The organism is Stenotrophomonas forensis (assembly GCF_028752115.1).
Taxonomy (GTDB): domain Bacteria; phylum Pseudomonadota; class Gammaproteobacteria; order Xanthomonadales; family Xanthomonadaceae; genus Stenotrophomonas; species Stenotrophomonas forensis.
The window spans coordinates 309,028-330,000 of sequence record NZ_CP082270.1 but is presented as its reverse complement, the minus strand read 5'-3'; the positions used below and the strand labels follow the sequence as shown (position 1 = coordinate 330,000).

At 68.4% G+C, this 20,973-nt stretch carries 17 protein-coding genes and 1 rRNA gene (1 of these 18 only partly in view); 10 read left to right on the top strand and 8 right to left on the bottom strand.

The features are described from left to right. A 16S ribosomal RNA gene (locus K5L94_RS01545) occupies positions 1–78 on the bottom strand (it extends 1,469 nt beyond the left edge of the window). Positions 79–574: 496 nt separating this feature from the next. Further along, the gene (gene tyrS / locus K5L94_RS01540; protein ID WP_053448572.1) at positions 575–1,786 is read right to left on the bottom strand and encodes a tyrosine--tRNA ligase; all 1,212 of its coding nucleotides are present in this window, start codon (positions 1,784–1,786) and stop codon (positions 575–577) included. 166 nt (positions 1,787–1,952) lie between these two features. On the opposite strand from tyrS, the gene K5L94_RS01535 reads away from it, so the two are divergent. Together K5L94_RS01535 and K5L94_RS01530 are read left to right on the top strand one after the other, a co-directional pair. Further along, positions 1,953–3,425, top strand: a complete 1,473-nt coding sequence (locus tag K5L94_RS01535; protein WP_053448571.1) for a M23 family metallopeptidase — start codon at positions 1,953–1,955, stop codon at positions 3,423–3,425. 65 nt (positions 3,426–3,490) lie between these two features. Further along, positions 3,491–4,618, top strand: coding sequence for an anhydro-N-acetylmuramic acid kinase (locus tag K5L94_RS01530; RefSeq protein WP_080374991.1), 1,128 nt, complete (start codon positions 3,491–3,493; stop codon positions 4,616–4,618). Positions 4,619–4,656: 38 nt separating this feature from the next. Here K5L94_RS01530 and K5L94_RS01525 read toward each other — a convergent pair whose 3' ends face one another. The 3 genes from K5L94_RS01525 to K5L94_RS01515 all read right to left on the bottom strand — a co-directional run bounded on the left by K5L94_RS01525 (position 4,657) and on the right by K5L94_RS01515 (position 7,066). After that, a complete protein-coding gene (locus K5L94_RS01525) occupies positions 4,657–4,887 on the bottom strand; it encodes a hypothetical protein (protein WP_049457368.1) in 231 nt (76 codons plus the stop codon). Between the two features lie 77 nt (positions 4,888–4,964). Continuing rightward, the gene (locus K5L94_RS01520; protein ID WP_008268384.1) at positions 4,965–6,269 is read right to left on the bottom strand and encodes an AmpG family muropeptide MFS transporter; all 1,305 of its coding nucleotides are present in this window, start codon (positions 6,267–6,269) and stop codon (positions 4,965–4,967) included. After that, positions 6,266–7,066 carry an exodeoxyribonuclease III gene (locus K5L94_RS01515; RefSeq protein WP_014035707.1) on the bottom strand — a complete coding sequence of 267 codons (801 nt, stop codon included), beginning with the start codon at positions 7,064–7,066 and terminating at the stop codon, positions 6,266–6,268. The genes K5L94_RS01520 and K5L94_RS01515 overlap by 4 nt, the downstream gene beginning before the upstream one ends. A 162-nt stretch (positions 7,067–7,228) precedes the next feature. On the opposite strand from K5L94_RS01515, the gene pyrE reads away from it, so the two are divergent. From pyrE to K5L94_RS01475, 8 genes are all read left to right on the top strand, one after another. Then, positions 7,229–7,888, top strand: coding sequence for an orotate phosphoribosyltransferase (gene pyrE / locus K5L94_RS01510; RefSeq protein WP_053448569.1), 660 nt, complete (start codon positions 7,229–7,231; stop codon positions 7,886–7,888). A gap of 19 nt (positions 7,889–7,907) precedes the next feature. Then, positions 7,908–8,573 (top strand): hypothetical protein, encoded by a 666-nt coding sequence (locus K5L94_RS01505; protein WP_053448568.1) that lies wholly within the window; start codon positions 7,908–7,910, stop codon positions 8,571–8,573. A gap of 174 nt (positions 8,574–8,747) precedes the next feature. Beyond that, positions 8,748–8,840, top strand: coding sequence for a potassium-transporting ATPase subunit F (locus K5L94_RS01500; protein ID WP_005407770.1), 93 nt, complete (start codon positions 8,748–8,750; stop codon positions 8,838–8,840). Between the two features lie 11 nt (positions 8,841–8,851). Continuing rightward, a complete protein-coding gene (kdpA, locus tag K5L94_RS01495; RefSeq protein ID WP_053448567.1) occupies positions 8,852–10,561 on the top strand; it encodes a potassium-transporting ATPase subunit KdpA in 1,710 nt (569 codons plus the stop codon). Positions 10,562–10,571: 10 nt separating this feature from the next. Next, positions 10,572–12,629, top strand: coding sequence for a potassium-transporting ATPase subunit KdpB (gene kdpB, locus K5L94_RS01490; protein WP_053448566.1), 2,058 nt, complete (start codon positions 10,572–10,574; stop codon positions 12,627–12,629). Next, on the top strand, positions 12,626–13,276 hold the full coding sequence (gene kdpC / locus K5L94_RS01485) for a potassium-transporting ATPase subunit KdpC (RefSeq protein WP_053448565.1): 651 nt from the start codon (positions 12,626–12,628) through the stop codon (positions 13,274–13,276). Before kdpB ends, kdpC begins: the two co-directional genes overlap by 4 nt. A gap of 51 nt (positions 13,277–13,327) precedes the next feature. Beyond that, positions 13,328–15,988 carry a sensor histidine kinase gene (locus K5L94_RS01480; RefSeq protein WP_053448564.1) on the top strand — a complete coding sequence of 887 codons (2,661 nt, stop codon included), beginning with the start codon at positions 13,328–13,330 and terminating at the stop codon, positions 15,986–15,988. Continuing rightward, positions 15,969–16,682, top strand: coding sequence for a response regulator transcription factor (locus K5L94_RS01475; protein WP_053448563.1), 714 nt, complete (start codon positions 15,969–15,971; stop codon positions 16,680–16,682). Before K5L94_RS01480 ends, K5L94_RS01475 begins: the two co-directional genes overlap by 20 nt. A gap of 95 nt (positions 16,683–16,777) precedes the next feature. Here the strand turns inward: K5L94_RS01475 and K5L94_RS01470 are convergent, their stop codons facing one another. From K5L94_RS01470 to coaBC, 3 genes are read right to left on the bottom strand one after another with little or no spacing between them, the layout of a single operon-like run. After that, complete coding sequence (locus tag K5L94_RS01470; protein ID WP_274511847.1) at positions 16,778–19,126, bottom strand: phosphomannomutase/phosphoglucomutase; 2,349 nt, start codon at positions 19,124–19,126, stop codon at positions 16,778–16,780. Positions 19,127–19,138: 12 nt separating this feature from the next. Continuing rightward, complete coding sequence (gene dut / locus K5L94_RS01465; protein ID WP_274511844.1) at positions 19,139–19,612, bottom strand: dUTP diphosphatase; 474 nt, start codon at positions 19,610–19,612, stop codon at positions 19,139–19,141. Then, on the bottom strand, positions 19,609–20,898 hold the full coding sequence (gene coaBC / locus K5L94_RS01460; protein ID WP_008265288.1) for a bifunctional phosphopantothenoylcysteine decarboxylase/phosphopantothenate--cysteine ligase CoaBC: 1,290 nt from the start codon (positions 20,896–20,898) through the stop codon (positions 19,609–19,611). Before coaBC ends, dut begins: the two co-directional genes overlap by 4 nt. Positions 20,899–20,973: the final 75 nt, after the last annotated feature.

The window sequence follows — 20,973 nt, the reverse complement described above, 5'->3', positions numbered from 1 at the left end:
TCTGTGCTGCCGTTCGACTTGCATGTGTTAGGCCTACCGCCAGCGTTCACTCTGAGCCAGGATCAAACTCTTCACTTAAAACTACATGATCCGAAGATCAAAATTTAAAGCTGCAGATGATTGATGCTGGCAACGTATCGCTTGCTTTAAAACAATTAATAGTTGCTTGATCAAACGTCTGCAAGATGGACAATCATCCTTCCTGCAGGCGCCTTCACAAGATACCTGCGCATACTTTCAAAGATCTTGGGAAGTGGCCTCAGCGCCATTCCCGTGTGCTGCGAAGCTTCCTTCGTAGCGAGCCGCCCATTATGCCAGACTTTTTCAGTCCGTCAACACCTTCGTTCGATCATCTCGTTCGGCGGTGGTGGGCGCCCTGTTGTCGCTGAAGCCCCTTGGTGGCGACCCCTGCGACGGGGGAGGAGAAGTATGTCCCCATCTGGATCATTTGTGAAGGGGGTGTGGCGATTTTTTTCAACGGATGTTGCATCCATTCATCCATCACGCCCGCGGACGCATGCCGCGAAGAGCAGAAGCAAAGGAAGGGCCGGCTGGCGCCGGCCCTTCCTTCCTGTCAGGCAGTGACCAGGCGCACGCGGGCGAAGGTGCGCTTGCCGACCTGCAGGAGGCCTTCAAAGCCCGGCAGCAGCACCTGCTGGCCGTCTTCCACCACGTCACCATCCACCTTGACCGCGCGCTCCTTGAGCTTGCGGTTGGCTTCGGAGTTACTCGGGGTCAGCCCGGCCGCCGTCAGCAGCGCGGCGATACGCAGGCCCTCGGCCGGGATCACCACGTCCTGCAGCGGCAGCTGAGTGATGTCGCCCTGCCCGGTCACCGCCGCTTCCCAGCCGGCAATGGCCTGCTCGGCGGCCGCAGCGTCGTGGAAGCGGGTCGCCAGTTCACGCGCCAGGCGCAGCTTGACCACGCGCGGATTCAGCCCGCCGGAGGCCACCTGCTCGCGCAGCTGCACGGCTTCGGCCTGGCTGATATCAAACGACAGCAGCTCGATCCAGCGCCACATCAGGGTGTCGTCCACCTTCATGGTCTTGGTGACGATGTCGATGGCCGGTTCGCTGATACCGATGTAGTTGCCCAGCGACTTGGACATCTTGTTGACGCCGTCCAGGCCTTCCAGCAGCGGCATGGTCAGCACCACCTGCGGCTTCTGGCCATGGTGCTCCTGCAGGCCGCGGCCCATCAGCAGGTTGAACTTCTGGTCGGTACCGCCCAGTTCGACGTCGGCCTCCAGGGCCACCGAGTCGTAGCCCTGCACCAGCGGGTACAGGAACTCGTGGATGGCGATGGACTGCTGGGCGGCGTAGCGCTTGGCGAAGTCGTCGCGCTCGAGCATGCGCGCCACAGTGTGCTGGCCGGCCAGGCGGATCATGTCGGCCGCGCCCATCTTGCCGAACCACTCCGAATTGAAGCGGACTTCGGTACGGCTGCGGTCGAGCACCTTGAACACCTGCTCCTCATAGGTGCGGGCGTTGGCCAGCACGTCCTCGCGGCTGAGCGGCTTGCGGGTCAGGCTCTTGCCCGACGGGTCGCCGATCATGCCGGTGAAGTCGCCGATCAGGAAGATGACCTGGTGACCGAGGTCCTGGAACTGGCGCATCTTGTTCAGCAGCACCGTATGGCCCAGGTGCAGGTCGGGCGCGGTGGGGTCGAAGCCAGCCTTGATCCGCAGCGGACGGCCTTCCTGCAGGCGCGCACGCAGATCCTCGAGCTTGAGGATCTCGTCGGCACCACGGCCGATCAGGGCAAGGGCTTCTTCAATCGAGGACACGTGACTACTCCCGGCAACGCCGATTCTTGTGTGGGGTGTTAAAGCAAAGTTAACCCGATTGGCTTCACAAAAGCCAATGGGCACAAGGGTTTGACGCGGTTTTCTCAGGTGTCTATGGTAACCGGCGTTTAGGCCCGCGCTCCCGGGCCGTCAGGAAAAATCGCCGATGCACAACTCCGAACAAGGGCGCGCACGCAAGCAGCGCTTCCAGGAACGCCTCCACGTCCTGCACGACAACGCCCTGCATCGGAAGCTCAGGCAACACCTCCCCGCCGCATTCAATGAACGCTGGACCCGGCGCCATTGGATGCATGCCAGCCTGTTTGCGACCATCGGCGCCCTGGTGGCGACGATCGTCCCCGGCTTCTCGCACACCATCGACGCGCCGTTCGCCGACAGCCACACCAGCCTGGCACTGCCGTTGCCGCCGCTGAGCATGGCCCGCCAGCAGCAGGTGCCGGGCGACAGCTGGCAGGTGCTGCGGGTGCAGCGCGGCCAGACCCTGAGCGACCTGTTCGACCAGGCCGGCATTCCGGCCAGCACCCTGCACCGCGTGCTGGACCATCCCGGCGCCCGCGAATCGCTGACCAAGCTGCGCCCCGGTACCGAAATCGCCTTCGACATGCCGCTCTCGGGCGACCTGCGCAGCATCCGCTTCGACCGTGATGGCGACAACCGGGTCGAGTTGAGCCTGGCCGGCGATGACATCAAGGAGAAGGTGACCAAGCGCGAGACCTCCACGCGCACGGTGGTCACCAGCGGCGAGATCACCAGCTCGCTGTATGCCGCCGCCCGCCGGGCCGGGCTGTCGCCGTCGGCGATCGCGACGATGACCGACGACATCTTCAAGTACGACATCGACTTCTCGAAGGACCTGCAGCCGGGCGACCGCTTCAGCGTGGTGATGGATGAAACCTGGCGCGAAGGCGAGAAGGTGGACACCAGCAAGATCCTGGCGGCGACCTTCACCACCGGTGGCAAGACCTATTCCGGCTTCCGCTTCGACCGCAACGGCAAGTCCGAGTACTACGACATCAACGGGCGTTCGCTGAAGAAGAGCTTCATCCGCATGCCGATCCCGTTCGCGCGGCTGAGCTCGACCTTCGGCGCGCGCAAGCACCCGGTGCTGGGCAAGATGCGCATGCACAAGGGCGTGGACTACGCCGCGCGCACCGGCACCCCGATCATGGCCGCCGGCGATGCCCGCGTGCAGTTCGCCGGCGTGCAGCGCGGCTACGGCAACGTGGTGATCCTCGACCACGGCCGCGGCCACACCACCCTGTACGGGCACATGTCGCGCTTTGCGAACATCAAGACCGGCCAGCGCGTGGCCCAGGGCACGGTGATCGGCTATGTCGGCTCGACCGGCCTGGCCACCGGCCCACACCTGCACTACGAATTCCGCGTCAACGGTGAGCACCGCAACCCGCTGACGGTGACCATGCCGCCGCCGGAACCGTTGAAGGGCGCCGAGCTGGTGGCCTTCCGTGCGCAGACCGCGCCAGCGATGGCACGCATCCAGGGCATGGAGAAGCTGATCTACGCCGACGCCAGCCCGGCCCCGACCAGCCGCGACGAGGCCGCACCCGAGGTGGCCAGCGCCAAGGACAAGAGCAGCGCCGGCCGCAAGCGCGGCTGAGCCCCTGCGTTGACGAAGAAGGACGCGGCAGCCCAAGCTTGCCGCGTCCTTTTTTTATGCCTGCCATGAACACCACTGCCGACGCTGACGCCCCCCTGTACCTTGGCCTGATGTCGGGCACCAGCGCCGATGGCATCGACGCTGCCCTGGTGCAGTTCCCCACCACTGGCGGCTGCCGCTTCGTGCACGGGCTGACCACCCGCTGGGAGCCGGTGCTGCGCGCACGACTGGTAGCACTGGGCGAAGGCGGTCCACTGGACTCGCTGGAGGAACTGGGCGAGCTGGATGCGCGGATCGCGATCAGCTTCGCCGACGCCGCCAACCAGCTGCTGGCCGAGGCGGGCGTGGACCCGGCGCAGGTGCGGGCGATCGGCTCGCATGGGCAGACCGTGCGCCATCGGCCGCTGGCCGACCCTGCGTTCACCGTGCAGCTGGGCGACGGCAACCGCATCGCTGAACTGACCGGGATCACCACGGTGTCCGACTTCCGCCGCCGCGACGTAGCGGCCGGAGGCCATGGCGCACCGCTGATGCCGGCCTTCCACCTGGGCATGCTCGGCACCGCCGATGAAGACCGCGCGGTACTCAACCTGGGCGGCATCGCCAACCTGACCCTGATCCCGCGCGAAGGCGCGGTGCGTGGCTTCGATACCGGCCCGGCCAATGCGCTGATGGACGCCTGGTGCCAGCGCCACACCGGCCGCACCTTCGATGCCGATGGAGCCTATGCCGCCAGTGGTGCGGTGGACGAAGGCCTGCTGGCCGGCTGGCGTTCGGAGCCCTGGTTTGACCTGCCGCCACCGAAGAGTACCGGCCGCGAACAGTTCCACCTGGCCTGGGCCGAGGCGCACATGGGCGAAGGCGAATACGCCGCCGCCGACGTGCAGGCGACCCTGTTGGAGCTGACCGTGGCGACGGTGGCCGATGCACTGCTGGCGCAGCAGCCGCAGACCCGGCGCCTGCTGGTCTGTGGCGGCGGCGTGCGCAACCGGCAGCTGATGAAGCGGCTGGCGGCACGGCTGCCAGAGGTGCAGGTGGAGTCCAGTGCGATGCACGGGCTGGACCCGGAGTACGTAGAGGCGATGGGGTTTGCGTGGCTGGCGCAGCGGACGATGGACGGGCTGGCCGGCAACCTGCCGAGCGTGACCGGGGCGAACGGGCCGCGGATTCTCGGGGCGATCCATCTGGCGTGAGCAGAAGCAGTCGAGCAAGGCTCGACGCTACAAAGGCGCTAATCAAACCCCTGCCCTGCGGGCAGGGCCTGCAGGGCGGCGATGGCGTCGGACAGGGCGTCCACTTCGGGGTCACCGAAGCCGGAACGGACCTCCAGTTCACTGCTGAACAGCCCCTGCTCCAGCAGGGCCGCGCAGGTCTGTTCGTGGGTCCAGCCGCGGGCAACCGCGACTCGACGGATACGGTCCAGCAGCAGCGGGTCCAGGTCCCGCAGCACAACGTCGGCCATGCTCACTTCCCCGTTCGCAAGGCACCGCCCCCTCGGCGCGTCGGGGCGATGATCCCGCAGACCGGACGTACAGGCAATCAGGCGACCGGCGGGGGCCCGCGATCCACGATCCGCGGCCACAACCAGGCCAGCAGCAGCAGGGTCGGCACCACGGTGACCGAGCTGAGGATGAAGAACGTGCTGTAGGAGGTGGCTTCAACGATATAGCCGGAAACGCCACCGACGAACTTGCCGGGCAGGTTGGCCAGCGAGACCAGCAGCGCGTACTGGGTGGCAGTGAAGTTGCGGTCGGTCAGCGACGACATGAAGGCCACCAGCACGGTGCCGGCAAAGCCCTGGAACAGGTTGTCGGCGCTGAGCGCGGCATAGAACGCCCACAGCTTGCCCGGGTTGTGCGCCATCAGCAGGAACGCAAGGTTGGACAGCGCCACGCCCAGCGCGGCCACCAGCAGCATGCGGCGGAAACCGAACGCGGCCACCGCGATGCCGCCCAGGAAGGCGCCACCGATGCCCATCCACACACCGAACAGCTTGGAGACGGTCGCGATGTCGGCCTTGTCGAACCCGGAGTCGAGGTAGAACGGCCCGGCCATCACGCCGATGACCTGGTCCGGGAACTTGAACAGCCCGACGAAGGCCAGCAGCACCAGCGCCAGCGCCACGCCGTTGCGGCTGAAGAAGCTGGTGATGGGCTGGACGAACGCCTCGGCGACATCGATGCGGCGCTGCACGGTCGTGGCCGGACGTTCCGGTTCGGCGCACAGCAGCGTGGTGACGATCGGCAGCAGCATCAGCGCCGCCATGGCCAGATAGGCCACGATCCAGCCTTCGAACTGGGCCAGGTACAGCGCGCCGGCACCGGCCAGGATCAGGCCGATCCGGTAACCCAGCGTATAGGTGGCCGCCAGCGCGGCCTGCGCCGCCTGCGGTGCGATCTCGATGCGGTAGGCGTCGACGGCCGAGTCCTGGGTGGCGCCGGCGAACGAGGCCACCAGCACCCAGGCCACCAGCGGCCAGACGCCCTGCTCGGGGCGCACGAAGGCCAGCGCGACCAGGCCGACCAGGACCAGCGCCTGCGACACCAGCAGCCACGAGCGGCGGCGGCCAAGCCCACCGAGCAGCGGGAAGGCATAGCGATCCAGCAGGGGCGCCCACAGGAACTTCAGCAGGTAGAAGAAGCTGGCCAGGCTGATCAGGCCGATGCTGCCCAGGTCCAGGCCGACGTCGCGCAGGCGCGTAGACAGGGTCTGCGAGGCGATCAGCAGGAACGGCAGGCCGCTGCCGAAGCCGAGCATGGCCATGGTCAGCGCCGACGGAGTGCCGAAGGCGCGCTTGATGCCTGCCCAGCCCTTGTAGCTGACCGGCGTGGCGGCCTCGGTCACAGGTCGTAGTCCACGATGAACGGCGCGTGGTCGGAGAAGCGCTCGTCGCGATAGATCGAGCAGCTGCGCAGGCGGTCACGCAGGCCCGGGGTGATGAACTGGTAGTCGATGCGCCAGCCGACGTTGTTGGCGCGGGCGGCGCCGCGGTTGCTCCACCAGGTGTAGTCCTCGCCGGTGGGGTTGAGCAGGCGGTAGGCATCGGCCCAGCCGCGGCCGGCGGCGACATCTGTGGCCTGGCCGTGGTCGGCGCACAGGGCGTTGAGCCAGTCGCGCTCTTCCGGCAGGCAGCCGGAGTTCTTCTGGTTGGACTTCCAGTTCTTGATGTCCAGCGCCGAACGCACGATGTTCCAGTCGCCGCACAGCACGTAGTCGCGGCCGCTGCGCGCCCATTCCTCGAGGATCGGCCGCAGCCATTCCATCACTTCGAACTTGAAACCCTGGCGCAGGTCGCCCGAGCTGCCGGACGGGATATAGAAGGAGACCACGCTGAGGTTGCCGTAGCGCGCCTCGATGTAGCGGCCTTCGTCGTCGAACGGGGCCCAGCCCAGCGAGGTGATGACCTGGTCCGGCTCGCGCTTGCTGTAGATCGCCACGCCGCTGTAGCCCTTCTTGGTGATGGCGTCGCGGTAGAAGCAGTGGTGGCCGTCCGGGCGGAACATCGGGTCGGTCAGCTGGTCTTCTTGGGCCTTGGTCTCCTGGATGCACAGGACGTCGGCGTCCTGGGCCCGGAACCAATCGAGGAAGCCCTTGGTTGCGGCGGAACGGATGCCATTGGCATTGAAACTGATGATGCGCATGCGGGGGACCTGCGGCGGGAAACCGGGCAAGCATACCGGTTGCCCGCAGGGCTGCGCAGTCCGCCAGAGGGGGGCGCAACGGCCCTCACCCAGGGCCGGACGAGCGCGAAACGCCCAGCTGGATTAGGATTTGTGCTCCAAATGAAGATGAATCGAGTTTTGATGAGCGACCACCGCCACCGTTTCCTGCAGCTGGCCCTGACCGCCGACGCCCTGCGCTTCGGCCAGTTCACCCTCAAGTCCGGCCGGCTGAGCCCCTATTTCTTCAACGCCGGTCGTTTCGACTCCGGTTCGCTGCTGTCGCAGCTCGGCGCCTGCTACGCCGATGCCATCGACGCCACCGGGATCAAGTACGACGTGGTGTTCGGCCCGGCCTACAAGGGCATTCCGCTGGCCACCGCGATGGCCTGCGAGCTGGCCCAGCGCGGCCGCGACCTGCCGCTGTCGTTCAACCGCAAGGAAGCCAAGGACCATGGTGAAGGCGGCCAGCTGATCGGCGCCGACATGAATGGCAAGCGCGTGCTGATCGTCGACGACGTGATCACCGCCGGTACCGCGATCCGCGAAGCACTGGGCATCATCCGCGCCGCCGGTGGCACGCCGGCCGGCATCGTGGTGGCGCTGGACCGCCAGGAGATCGCCTCGGAATCCGACCGCCGCTCCGCCGCGCAGTCGGTGGCCGAAGAGGCCGGCATTCCGGTGATCGCCGTGGCGTCGCTGGCTGACCTGCTTGATTTCGCCTCCGGCAACCCGGAACTTGTGGGTTACCGGCAGCCGCTGGAAGCCTACCGGGCCCAGTACGGCGTCCGTTCGACCCGCTGACCGACCCAGGGGAAAGGTCATGTCCCGAGTTCCTGCTGTGCTCTTTGCCGGCCTGCTGCTGGCCGTGCCGTTCTCCGTTCCGGCGCAACCGCGGGGCGGTGGCAAGGTGGAGAAGAAGCTGTACTGCTGGAACGAGGGCAAGGAGCGGATCTGCAGCGATTCGCTGCCGGCCGACGCGGTCAACCATGCCCGCGACGAGTTCAACGCAAAGAGTGGCCTGCGCAATGCGCAGGTCCAGCGCGCGTTGACCGACGAGGAACGCGCCGCCGCCAGCACGGAAGCGGCGCAGCGGCAGCTGGACCTGATGGCCGCACAGACCCGCCAGCGCACCGAGCAGGCGATGCTGACCACCTATGGCAGCGAGGACGACCTGCGCCGGGTGTTCGCCGAACGCCAGGAAGTGCTGGACAACAACCTCAAGACGGCCGAGTACAACGTCACCAGCCTGCGTGAATCGCTGGTGGCGCTGCTGGCGGCTGCCGGCGATCGCGAACTGGCCGGCGGCAAGGTGGCCGGCAAGCAGGCCGAAGCGATCCGCCAGCGGCACGTGCAGCTGCAGGCGCAGCAGCGGCTGCAGGCCGGGTTCGTGCAACAGCAGCAGGCCCTGAAGGCCGAGATCGACAGCAGCCTGCAGCGCTATCGCGAGCTGAAGGGGCTGGCGCCGGCGGCAACACCGGCCGGCTGACGAGGCTCCCACTACCGGGCGTGGCCCGGCGCTACCCGGGGCCTGGTTACGGGTTGGCCCAGCGAATTTATGCACTCTTTACGCGTCGGCCCGGTCCGGCGCGTAGTGCGTTTATGGGGGGCAGGACGACGATGGCGGCCTGAGGTGGAGGGGTTCCACCAGGACGCTATTGCAATGTCCCCCTGGCTGTCGTTGTTGTGTGGCGTGCTGGTGCTGGTCGCCGCCGCCTATCTTCTCTATGTCGTGCTTCGGCCCGAGTCGTTCTGACGGAGCCGGCCATGACTGAGATGCTTGTCATTATTGCTGCCAGCCTGCTGCTGGCGTGGCCGCTGGGCCTGTACCTGGCGCGCGTGATGCGCGGTGCGCCGATGAAGGTCGACGTGCTGTTCCACTGGATCGAAAAGCCGCTGTACAAGGTATTCGGCGTCGATCCGTCGCGTTCGATGTCCTGGCGCGGCTATGCGCTGGCCTTCGTGCTGAGCAACGTGGTGGTCGCGGTGCTGACCCAGGCGGTGTTCATGACCCAGGCCTGGTTGCCGTTGAACCCGGACCAGATCCCGAACATGCGCTGGGACACCGCGCTGCACACGATGATCTCGTTCCTGACCAACACCAACCAGCAGCACTACTCGGGCCAGGCGCAGCTGTCCTATCTCTCGCAGATGACCGGCATCACCGGCCTGCAGGTGGTGACGCCGATGATGGGGCTGGCGTTGGCCGTGGCGACGCTGCGCGCGTTGTTCTCGCGTGCGCCGCAGGCTGCGGCGGCGACCGGTACCGGCGATGACCGCCAGGTGGCGGTGGGCAACTACTATGTGGACGTGGTGCGCCTGTGCGTGCGCTTCCTGCTGCCGCTGTGCCTGGTCTGGACCCTGCTGCTGACCAGCCAGGGCGTACCGTCGACCCTGGCCGGCGGCCCGCAGGCCACGCCGATCGATGCCAGCGCCGGCATGGCCGGGCAGAAACTGCCGCTGGGCCCGGTCGCGGCGATGGTCGCGGCCAAGCAGCTGGGCGCCAACGGTGGCGGCTGGTATGGCCCGAACAGCAGCTTCCCGCTGGAGAACCCGACCCCGCTGTCGAACGCGCTGGAGGTCGTCGGCATCCTGCTGATACCGATGGCGGTGATCTTCATGATCGGTGCCTTCACCGGCCGCCGCCGCTTCGGCGCCCTGGTGTTCAGCTGCATGCTCGGCATGTCGCTGCTGTCGACCGGCGCGATGATGTGGAGCGAAGGCCATAGCGCCAGCGCCGCCACCCCGCTGCTGATGGAAGGCAAGGAGGTGCGCTTCGGCGCCGATGGCACCGCGCTGTGGGCGGCGGTGACCACCCAGGTCTCCAACGGCTCGGTGAACGGCATGCACGATTCGCTGGCGCCGCTGAGCGGTGGCATCGCGATGGTCAACATGCTGGTCAGCGCGATCTGGGGCGGCATCGGCTGCGGCCTGCAGCAGTTCATCGTCTACCTGCTGCTGGGCGTGTTCCTGGCCGGGTTGATGACCGGGCGTACGCCGGAACTGTTCGGCCGCAAGCTGGAGACACCGCAGGTGCGCCTGCTGGCCCTGCTGGTGCTGCTGCAGCCGATCACCCTGCTGGTGTTCACCGCGATCACCATGGCCGTGCCCGGCCTGGCCGGCACCTCCAACCCCGGCTTCCATGGCATCAGCCAGGTCTTCTACGAGTATGTCTCGGCCTATGCCAACAACGGTTCGGGCTTCGAAGGCCTGGGTGACGCCACGCTGTGGTGGAACCTGAGCTGCTCGCTGGTACTGCTGCTGGGCCGCTTCCCGCTGCTGATCATTCCGCTGGTGGTGGCCGCACAGCTGGCTGCCAAGCGCCAGGCGCCGGAATCTGCCGGCAGCCTGCAGATCGAAACCCCGACCTTCGCCCTGACCCTGGTCTCGGTGATCGTCATCCTGACCGTGCTGCAGTTCATGCCGGCGCTGGTACTCGGCCCGATCGCCGACCACCTGAGCCTGGGACTGCACTGAGGACACCCCCATGAGTAGTCATGCAAGTTCAACCCGTAGTACCCATGCATCGCGCCCTGCCCTGCTTGATGGCGCCGGCCTGCGCCGTGCACTGGTCGAAGCGGTGCGCAAGCTGTCGCCGATGCATCTGGTACGCAGCCCGGTGATGGCGGTGGTGATGGCCGGCACGATCGTCGCCGCCATCGTCACCCTGACCGGCAATGCGCCGCTGGGCTTCGGCCTGGCGGTGACCGCGATCCTGCTGGTGACCGTGCTGTTCGGCAATTTCGCCGAAGCCGTGGCCGAGGCACGTGGCCGCGGCCAGGCCGCCTCGCTGCGCCGGGCCCGCCAGGACCTGGTGGCGCGTCGGCTGGTGGCGCCGCAGCCGGGCGCCGCAGAAGCCCAGGTGCCGGCCGCCGAGCTGCGCCCGGGCGACCATGTGATCGTCAGTGCCGGTGAACTGGTGCCGGCCGATGGCGAGATCGTGCAGGGCCTGGCCACCATCAACGAAGCGGCGGTGACCGGCGAATCGGCACCGGTACTGCGCGAGGCCGGCACCGACCGTTCCGGCGTGATCGGCGGCACCAAGGTGCTGTCCGACCAGATCATCGTGCGGGTGACCGCCGAACCGGGCCACAGCTTCCTGGACCGGATGATCGCGCTGGTGGAAGGCGCCAACCGGCAGAAGACCCCGAACGAGGTTGCGCTGACCCTGCTGCTGGCGGCGATGACGCTCACCTTCCTGGTAGTGGTGGCGACGCTGCCGGCGATCGGTGCTGCGGTCGGCGTCAAGGTCGATCCGCTGCTGCTGATCGCGCTGCTGGTGTGCCTGATCCCGACCACCATCGGCGGCCTCCTGCCGGCCATTGGTATTGCCGGCATGAACCGTGCACTGGCCGCCAACGTGCTGGCCAAGTCGGGCAAGGCGGTGGAAGTGGCCGGCGACGTCGACGTGCTGCTGCTGGACAAGACCGGCACCATCACCTACGGCGACCGCCAGGCCAGCCACTTCCATCCGTTGGCCGGCATCGACGCCAGCCAGCTGCGTGAAGCGGCACTGCTGTCCTCGCTGGCCGACCCGACGCCGGAAGGCAAGTCGATCGTGCGCCTGGCCCGCGAGCAGGGTTGCGCCACCGCCGAGCCGGACCATGCCGACTATCTGGCCTTCAGTGCGCAGACCCGCATGTCCGGCGTGGACCTGGAACATGGCCGGCAGATCCGCAAGGGCGCACTGGATGCGATCCGCAACCATGTGCAGGCGCTGGGTGGCACGGTGCCGGCCGAGCTGGCCGGTCGTGTCGAACAGGTGGCGCGCAATGGTGCCACCCCGCTGGTGGTGGCCGAGGGCCGCCACGTACTGGGCGTGATCGAGCTGTCGGACGTGGTCAAGCACGGCATGCGCGAGAAGTTCGCGCAGCTGCGCGCGATGGGCATCCGCACGGTGATGATCACCGGCGACAACCCGCTGACCGCCGCCGCCATTGCTGCCGAGGCCGGCGTCGACGATTACATCGCCGAGGCACGCCCGGAAGACAAGCTGGCGCGCATCCGCCAGGAGCAGGCCGGCGGCCGCCTGGTGGCGATGGTGGGCGATGGCACCAATGACGCCCCCGCGCTGGCGCAGGCCGACATCGGCCTGGCGATGAACTCCGGCACGCAGGCGGCGAAGGAGGCCGGCAACATGGTCGACCTCGATTCGGACCCGGCCAAGCTGCTGGCGGTGGTGGAAGTGGGCAAGCAGCAGCTGATCACCCGCGGCGCGCTGACCACCTTCTCGCTGGCCAACGACGTCTCCAAGTACTTCGCGATCCTGCCGGCGCTGTTCGCCGCTGCGGTGCCGACCATGGCCGCCTTGAACGTGATGCAGCTGTCGAGCCCGCGCAACGCGGTGCTGGCGGCGCTGATCTTCAACGCGCTGGTGATTCCCGCACTGATCCCGCTCGCCCTGCGCGGCGTGCGCTTCCGCCCGGCCACGGCCACCGCGCTGCTGCGCCGGAACATGCTGGTGTACGGCCTCGGCGGCGTGCTGCTGCCGTTCGCGGCGATCAAGCTGATCGACCTCCTTCTTGTCCTGGTATTCGGCGCATGAACCGTTCTGCTTCCACCTCATCTTCCCTGTCCCGCGAAGCCAAGGCCGAGGCCCGCGTAGCCGGCTTGCAGGATGGCGCCAGCTGGCGCCCGGCCATCGGCCTGGGCCTGGCCACGCTGTTGCTGGCCGGCGCGGTCTACGCCGGCATCGCCACCGGTTTCGCCGGCCTGGCCTACCCGACCCAGGCCGAAGGCAGCCTGCTGCGTGATGGCAGCGGCCAGGTACGCGGCTCGGCATGGCTGTCGCAGCCGTTCACCGGCGACGGCTACTTCCAGGCCCGCCCGTCGGCCGCCAACTACGATCCGATGGCTGCAGCGGGCTCCAACATGGCGCGCAGCAACCCGGCGCTGGCCGAACGCGTAGCCGCCAGCACCGCGGCGGTGGCCGCACGCGAAGGCGTAGCGCCGGCGCAGGTACCGGCGGACCTGGTCACCCAGTCTGCAGGCGGCCTGGATCCGCAGCTGTCGCCAGAGGCGGCGCAGCTGCAGGTGGCGCGCGTGGCACGTGCCCGTGGCCTGCCGGTGGAACGCGTGCAGGCGCTGGTGCAAGCGCATACCGAAGGTCGCCAGTGGGGCCTGTTCGGCCAGCCACGGGTGAACGTGGTGACGCTGAACTTCGCGCTGGACCACGCCGCCAAGGCGCCGTGATGCCGGCCTGCACCCGCTGCGCGCACAATGGCGGCCATGACAGCGGCACCCATGACTGATGCACGTACCCGCCAGGCCGATGCCCTGGTCGAAGGCCTGCAACGCGAAGCCGGCGGCAAGCTGACGGTGTTCCTCGGCGCGGCGCCGGGCGTGGGCAAGACCTACACCATGCTGGCCCGCGCGCAGGAACAGCTGCGTCGCGGCGTCGACCTGGTGGTGGGCCTGGTGGAAACCCATGGCCGCGCCGATACCCAGGCGTTGCTGGAAGGCCTGCCGCAGCTGCCGCTGAAGGAAGTGGCCTACCACGGCCACACCCTGCAGGAGATGGACCTGGACGCCGTGCTGGCCCGGCATCCAGCACTGGTGCTGGTAGACGAACTGGCCCATCGCAACGCGCCGGGCAGCCGCCACGAGCGGCGCTGGCAGGATGTGATGGAACTGCTGGACGCCGGCATCGATGTCTGGACCACGGTCAACATCCAGCACCTGGAAAGCCTCAACGATGTGGTGATGCGCATCACCGGCGTGCGTGTGAGCGAGACCGTGCCGGACGGCGTGCTCGACCGCCTGCATGACATCGTGCTGGTCGACCTGCCGCCGCGCGAACTGATCGCGCGCCTGCAGCAGGGCAAGGTCTATGTGCCCGAGCAGGCCACGCAGGCGCTGCAGGCGTTCTTCTCGCCGGCCAACCTGACCGCCCTGCGCGAACTGGCAATGCAGGAAGCCGCCGACCGCGTCGACAGCAGCCTGCGCGAAACCCGCGCCGCACGTGGTGAAGGCAACCTGCCACTGCGCCGCGGCGTGCTGGTGGCCATCGATGGCGGTGGCCAGAGCGAGTACCTGGTGCGGGTGGCACGGCGCATCGCCGAGCGCCGCGATGCGCCGTGGACGGTGGTGACCGTGCAGGGACGCCGCCAGGATGACGCGACCCGCCGCGAGATCGATGCGGCCTTCGCACTGGCGCGGCGCCTGGGCGGTGATGCTGAACTGCTGCATGGATCGAGCATCGCCGATGCCCTGCTCGACCATGCCGCGCACAATGGCGTGTCGACCCTGGTGCTGGGCCGCACCCGCGAGCGACCGCTGGCGCGGATGTTCAACCGCACCCTGACCCAGCAGTTGATCCAGCGCGGCGCGCATTACGAGATCACCATCATCAGCACGCCGCAGGCACGTGCACGCTCGCGCCGCGAGGGGCTGATGGCACCGGTGCGTGGCTTCAGCCACGAGCCGGTGCAGGCACTGATCGCCACGGCGCTGGCCTGCGTGGTGGCCTGGCTGGCCGAGCGTTGGGTGGGCATGGCCGACCTGTCGATGGTGTTCATCGTCGCGGTGGTGCTGGTGGCCGCACGCACGCGTGCCAGCGTGGCGGTGATGGCGGCGATCCTGTGCTTCCTCGCCTACAACTTCCTGTTCATCGCGCCGCGCTTCACCTTTGCCATCGGTGCGCGCCAGGGTGTGATCACCGTCTTCCTGTTCCTGGCCGCCGCCCTGGTGGCCGGACGCCTGGCCTCGCGGCTGCGCATGCAGGTGATCGCGCTGCGCGCGGCCAACCGCCATGCGCGCGCGCGCCAGCAGCTGGGCCGGCAGCTGGCCAGCGCCGCCGGCAACGGCGAGGTGGCACAGGCCGGCCGGCATGCGCTGGAACAGGCCATGGATGTGCCGGCGTGGCTGCGGATCGGCACCGATACCGCGGCCGGGGGCCGCAGCCAGCCCGGCGACACCGATCTGGCCGCCGCCGACTGGGCGCTGCGCCACGGCCAGCCCAGTGGACGCTTCACCGACACCCTCGCAGGGGCGCAATGGTGGTTCCTGCCGCTGCTGGATGGCGAAGACCATGCGATCGGCGTGGCCGGCCTGTACCTGCCAGGCGCGCAGGCACGCCTGCTGCCCGAGCAGCGGCAGCTGGCCGAAGCGATGGTCGACGACATCGCCCAGGCCGCGCTGCGCACGCGATTGGTGGCAGAGCTGGAGCAGGCCCATGTGAGCAACGAGACCGAACGGTTGCGCTCGGCCCTGCTCTCTTCGGTGTCGCATGACCTGCGCTCGCCACTGGCGGCGATGATCGGTTCGGCCGACAGCCTGGCCAGCTATGGCGCGGCGATGGACACGACCGATCGCCGTGCCCTGCTCGATACCATCCTGGTCGAAGGCGAGCGCCTGGACCGCTACATCCAGAACCTGCTGGACATGACCCGGCTCGGCCACGAAGGGCTGAAGATCAACCGCGACTGGATCGGCGTGGATGAACTGATCGGCTCGGCGGCGCGGCGCCTGCAGCGCTACCAGCCCAAGGTGCGGCTGGAGCTGGACATTCCGTCCACGCTGGCACCGATCTGGGTGCACCCGGCGCTGGTGGAACAGGCCGTGTTCAACGTGATGGAGAACGCCGCCAAGTTCTCGCCGCCGGATGCCGCCGTGCAGGTGCAGGCGCGCGAGCTGGATGGCCAGCTGCGCATCGACGTGATCGATGCCGGCCCCGGCATTCCCGACGACGAGCGCGCGCGCATCTTCGACATGTTCTACAGCGTCGAGCGCGGCGACCGTGGCCGCCACGGCACCGGCCTGGGCCTGACCATCTGCCAGGGCATGATCGGCGCGCATGGCGGCAGCGTGCAGGCGCTGCCCGGACGCGACGGTCGCGGTACCCTGATCCGCATCACCCTGCCCCTGCTCAAGCCAGCCTCCCACGATGAGCCCGACCCCGATTGATGCCAGCGTGCCGGCCGCGCGCGTGCTGGTGATCGACGATGAAACCCAGATCCGCCGGTTCCTGGACATCAGCCTGCGCGCGCAGGGCTACCAGGTGCGGCAAGCGGCCACCGGCCAGGAAGGCCTGCAGCTGGCCGCCAGCGAGGACATGGACCTGGTGATCCTGGATATCGGCCTGCCGGACATGGAAGGCCACGAGGTGCTTGAACAGCTGCGGCAGTGGAGCCAGGTGCCGGTGATCATGCTGACCGTGCGCGCCGGCGAGGCCGAGAAGGTGCGGGCGCTGGATACCGGCGCCAATGACTATGTCACCAAGCCGTTCGGCACGCAGGAACTGATGGCGCGGGTACGGGCGCTGCTACGCACCCGCAGCGTGCCCAGTGATGGCACGCCACCGGTGTTCGATGACGGCCACCTGCACGTGGATCTGGTGCGCCGTGAAGTGGCGCTGGATGGCGAGCCGGTGGCGCTGACCCGCAAGGAATATGCACTGCTCTCGCTGCTGCTGCGCAATGCCGGGCGGGTGGTGACCCAGCCGCAGATCCTGCAGGAGATCTGGGGGCCGACTCACCAGCAGGACACCCATTACCTGCGCATCCTGGTCGGCAAGCTGCGGCACAAGCTGGGCGATTCGGCACTGGATTCGCGCTACCTGTTCACCGAACCGGGCGTGGGCCTGCGGTTCAAGGGGTAGTGCCGGCCGCTGGCCGGCAACCTCATGAACCCCTGATCCATCCTGTGGTTGCCGGCCAGCGGCCGGCACTACCCGATCGATCCAATCCCGATCAATCAGAACCCCAGCGGGGTATCGCCCAGCACCGGTTGCAGCTGACTGCGGAACAACGCCTGGATGCGTTCCAGTGCGGCCTCGTCGCTGCCCTCGAAACGCAGCACCAGCACCGGCGTGGTGTTGGAGGCACGCACCAGGCCCCAGCCATCGGGGAAGTCCACGCGCAGGCCGTCGATGGTCGACAGTCGGCCGCCCACATAGGGGTTGTCCGGCGATTGCGCCGCTGCCACCAGCATCGCCACCAGCGCGTGCGGCGTGCCCTCGGCCACCGGTACTTTCAGTTCGGGCGTGGCCACCAACTGCGGCAGCTCGCCCAGCACCTCGTCCGGCGATTCCTCGCGCTGGGCCAGGATTTCCAGCAGGCGCGCGGCGGCGTACAGACCATCGTCGAACCCGAACCAGCGCTCCTTGAAGAAGAAATGCCCGCTCATCTCGCCGGCCAGTTCGGCATCGGTCTCGCGCATCTTCGCCTTCATCAGCGAATGCCCGGTCTTCCACATCAGCGGGCTGCCGCCGTTGCGCAGCACGTGGTCGGACAGCTTGCCGGTGCACTTCACGTCGTAGATCACCATCGCGCCCGGGTTGCGCATCAGCACGTCGGCCGCGAACAGCATCAGCAGGTGATCGGCATAGATGATCCTGCCTTCGCCGGTGACCACGCCCAGCCGGTCGCCATCGCCATCGAATGCAACGCCGAGATCGGCACCAAAGCGCTTGACCGTCTGCACCAGGTCTTCCAGGTTGGCCGGTTCGCTGGGGTCGGGATGATGGTTGGGGAAGCTGCCGTCGACATCGCAGTACAGCGGAATCACTTCGGCGCCGATCGCTTCCAGCAGCTGCGGTGCGAGCGCGCCGGCGACGCCGTTGCCGGCGTCGGCCACCACCTTCAACGGGCGGTCCAGCTGCACGTCATCGGCGATGCGCTGGATGTAGTCGGCGCTGACATCGCGCTGCTGGTAATCGCCAGGTTCGGCGGCCTGCACCAGGCGGCCCTCGATGATGCGCTGGTAGAGATCGGTGATGGCCTCGCCGGACAGCGTCTCGCCGCCGATGACCACCTTGAACCCGTTGTACTCGGGCGGGTTGTGGCTGCCGGTGACCGCCACGCAGGTGCCGGTACGCAGATGGAAGGCGGCGTAGTACACCAGCGGGGTCGGTGCCAGGCCGATGTCGATCACCGCGCAGCCGGCACGGCGCAGGCCTTCGGCCAGGCCGGCGGCCAGCTCCGGCCCGGACAGGCGGCCGTCGCGACCGATCACCACCTCGCGCAGACCCTGCTCCAGTGCCGCGGTGCCGATGGCCTGGCCGATCAGCGCCGCGGTCTTCGGCGTCAGCTCGCTGCCGACCACGCCACGAATGTCGTAGGCGCGGAAGATGCCGGCCGCCAGTTCCTCGGCCGGTACCGGTGGCGGGGGTGGGGGCGCGCCTTCCTCGCTGGCGGCGGCGGTGGCCACCGGCGGCGGTGCCATCTGCAGGCTCTCGCTCAGCGTCGGACCATGATCGGCGTCCGCCGCCGCGGCGCGGCGCGGCAGCGGCAGTGCCTTCGGCAGGCGGCCACGACCGACCACCAGCAGCACCGCGATGAAGGCCAGCAGCAGCGCAACGATGGCACTGGCCAGCGCCCCCAGTCCCAGCGGACCCGGTTCGACATTGGGCACCGCAGCCACCAGCCGCAGCGGAGTGCCGGCCACCGGCCGCGCCAGCGCCTCGGCGCTCTCAGCCAGATGCGCATTGCCCTGGGTCACCAGATCGTGCGAGCCCTGGCGCAGGCCGAGGAAGCCGGCGGACGGCGCACTCACCTGGTCCAGCGGCGAGGTCAGGCGCAGCAACGGTTGGCGCACATAGAGCACGGCCGGGCCCAGGTTGCCCAGCTCGACCGGTGCCGCCAGGCCAAGGCGGTTGCCACCGCCGTCGCGGACCACGCGCAGGCGCGGCTTGCCGTCGGCCAGTGCGGCTTCCAGCAGTGCCAATCGGGCATAGCCGAAGGTGGCCGGGTCGGCGTAGGCGTTGGCCAGATCCGCGGCCAGCACGTCCACCTGCTCCACGCCGGTCCAGCTCTCGCGCACGGCCAGTGCTGCCGCGGCGGCATCGCCGGCCTGCAGGGCCTGCTGCACGCGTTCATTCTTCAACTGCTGCTGCAGCTGCTTCAGCTGGCCGGCGGCGGCCTCCTGCAGCCCCTGCACGGCCTGGTCACGCGCGTGTTCCAGCGCCTGGCCGTTGGCCTCCTGCCGCCATTGCTGCACCGCACTCCATCCGAACCAGCCGGCCAGCAGGACCAGCAGCACCCCCAGTAGTGGCGCGCTGCGTCCCAACGACCGTCCCCGCTGTCCTTCCCCGATGCCGCTCATCGATGTCCCCTGTCAACGCACCCCGGTATGGCCGAATCCACCCGTTCCCCGCACGCTGTCGGTGAAAGTATCCACCACCTGCAGGCTGACGCGGGCAATCGGCACCACCACCAGCTGAGCGATGCGATCGCCCGGCTCGATGGTGAAGGTCTCGCGGCCACGGTTCCAGACGCTGATCAGCAGCGGCCCCTGGTAGTCGGCGTCGATCAGGCCGGTACCGTTGCCGAGCACGATGCCGTGGCGGTGGCCCAGCCCCGAACGCGGCAGGATCACCGCGCACAGGTTCGGATCGGCGATGTGGATGGCCAGGCCGCTGGGGACCAGCGCGGTATCGCCGGGCTGCAGGGTCAGCGCGGTATCCAGCGCCGCGCGCAGGTCCATGCCGGCGCTGGCTTCGGTGGCATAGGCCGGCAGCGGCCAGCTGTCGCCGAAGCGCGGATCGAGCAGCTTGACCTGCAGCGGTTGGGAAGTGAAAGCCTGGTTCATGCCTGGAGTCTCCGCGCGATCAGCGCCAGCAGTTGTTCGGCCAGCTCGCGCTTGGAGGTGGCCGGGAATACCTGTTCACCGTCCTGCCAGAAGGCAGTGGCGGCATTGTTGTCGCTCTCGAAGCCGCCGCCGCTGATGCCGACCTGGTTGGCGATCACCAGGTCCAGGCGCTTGTCGACCAGCTTGCCGCGCGCGTATTTCTCCACGTCGTGGGTCTCGGCGGCAAAGCCGACCACCAGCTTCAGCGCCTGCGTCTGCGCGGCGACCTCGGCCAGGATGTCCGGCGTGCGCACCAGCTCGATCACCAGCGACTGGCTGTCGGCAGTCTTCTTCAGCTTCTGCGCGGCCACCTGGCGCGGCGTGTAATCGGACACCGCGGCGGCACCGATATAGATGTCGGCCGGCAGCGATTTCAGCACGGCATCGCGCATCTGCGCGGCCGAGCGCACATCGACACGCTGCACGCCGGGCGGCGTCGGCAGCTGCACCGGGCCGCTGACCAGCACCACCTGCGCACCCATCGCCGCCGCTGCGGCGGCCAGGGCGAAGCCCATCTTGCCGCTGCTGCGGTTGCCCACGTAGCGCACCGGATCGATGTCCTCATAGGTGGGGCCGGCACTGATCAGCAGGCGCAGGCCCTGCAGCGCGCGGGTCTCCGGCGGCGCCACGGGGGCCGCTGCGCCGCCGTTGGCGGCCAGCGCGGCGACGATGTCGCCCGGCTCGGCCAGCCGGCCGGGGCCGGATTCGCCTTCGGCCAGCGGACCGTCGACCGGGCCGATCACCTGCGCACCGCGCTGGCGCAGCAGGGCGATGTTGGCCTGGGTCGCCGGATGCAGCCACATGCGGTGATTCATGGCCGGGCAGATCGTCAGCGGCGCGGTGCTGGCCAGGCACAGGGTGCTGACCAGGTCATCGGCGTGGCCCTGGGCCAGCCGTGCCAGCAGATCGGCGGTACCGGGCGCGACCACGATGCGGTCGGCCCAGCGGGCCAGTTCGATGTGGCCCATGGCCTGTTCGGCGGCGCTGTCCCACAGCGTGGTGCGGGTCGGCTGCCCGGACAGCGCCTGGAAGCTGAGCGGCGTGACGAACTGCTGGGCACCGGCGGTCATTGCCACCTGCACCTGGGCCCCCGCGTCGCGCAGGCGCCGCACCAGTTCCAGGGCCTTGTAGGCTGCGATCCCGCCTCCCACGCACAACAGCAGTTTCTGACCTTCCAGCGCGCGGGCCGGCGCGGGGGAAGCGTTGGGGGAGTCAGCCACCTGGAATTCCTGTGCAAACGAGGGCATTAGCTTACCCGATGGCCGGTAATGTCCCGGTGCATGGCGCACATAGCGCACAGCTATGAGCAGATGGAGTCCTCC

Bases quoted from the DNA above. Each gene is read 5' to 3' on its own strand.
- K5L94_RS01535 (WP_053448571.1), top strand. From the start codon at position 1,953: ATGCACAACTCCGAACAAGGGCGCGCACGCAAGCAGCGCTTCCAGGAA.
- K5L94_RS01530 (WP_080374991.1), top strand. From the start codon at position 3,491: ATGAACACCACTGCCGACGCTGACGCCCCCCTGTACCTTGGCCTGATG.
- K5L94_RS01525 (WP_049457368.1), bottom strand. From the start codon at position 4,887: ATGGCCGACGTTGTGCTGCGGGACCTGGACCCGCTGCTGCTGGACCGT.
- K5L94_RS01515 (WP_014035707.1), bottom strand. From the start codon at position 7,066: ATGCGCATCATCAGTTTCAATGCCAATGGCATCCGTTCCGCCGCAACC.
- pyrE (WP_053448569.1), top strand. From the start codon at position 7,229: ATGAGCGACCACCGCCACCGTTTCCTGCAGCTGGCCCTGACCGCCGAC.
- K5L94_RS01505 (WP_053448568.1), top strand. From the start codon at position 7,908: ATGTCCCGAGTTCCTGCTGTGCTCTTTGCCGGCCTGCTGCTGGCCGTG.
- K5L94_RS01500 (WP_005407770.1), top strand. From the start codon at position 8,748: ATGTCCCCCTGGCTGTCGTTGTTGTGTGGCGTGCTGGTGCTGGTCGCC.
- kdpA (WP_053448567.1), top strand. From the start codon at position 8,852: ATGACTGAGATGCTTGTCATTATTGCTGCCAGCCTGCTGCTGGCGTGG.
- kdpB (WP_053448566.1), top strand. From the start codon at position 10,572: ATGAGTAGTCATGCAAGTTCAACCCGTAGTACCCATGCATCGCGCCCT.
- kdpC (WP_053448565.1), top strand. From the start codon at position 12,626: ATGAACCGTTCTGCTTCCACCTCATCTTCCCTGTCCCGCGAAGCCAAG.
- K5L94_RS01480 (WP_053448564.1), top strand. From the start codon at position 13,328: ATGACTGATGCACGTACCCGCCAGGCCGATGCCCTGGTCGAAGGCCTG.
- K5L94_RS01475 (WP_053448563.1), top strand. From the start codon at position 15,969: ATGAGCCCGACCCCGATTGATGCCAGCGTGCCGGCCGCGCGCGTGCTG.
- K5L94_RS01470 (WP_274511847.1), bottom strand. From the start codon at position 19,126: ATGAGCGGCATCGGGGAAGGACAGCGGGGACGGTCGTTGGGACGCAGC.
- dut (WP_274511844.1), bottom strand. From the start codon at position 19,612: ATGAACCAGGCTTTCACTTCCCAACCGCTGCAGGTCAAGCTGCTCGAT.
- coaBC (WP_008265288.1), bottom strand. From the start codon at position 20,898: ATGCCCTCGTTTGCACAGGAATTCCAGGTGGCTGACTCCCCCAACGCT.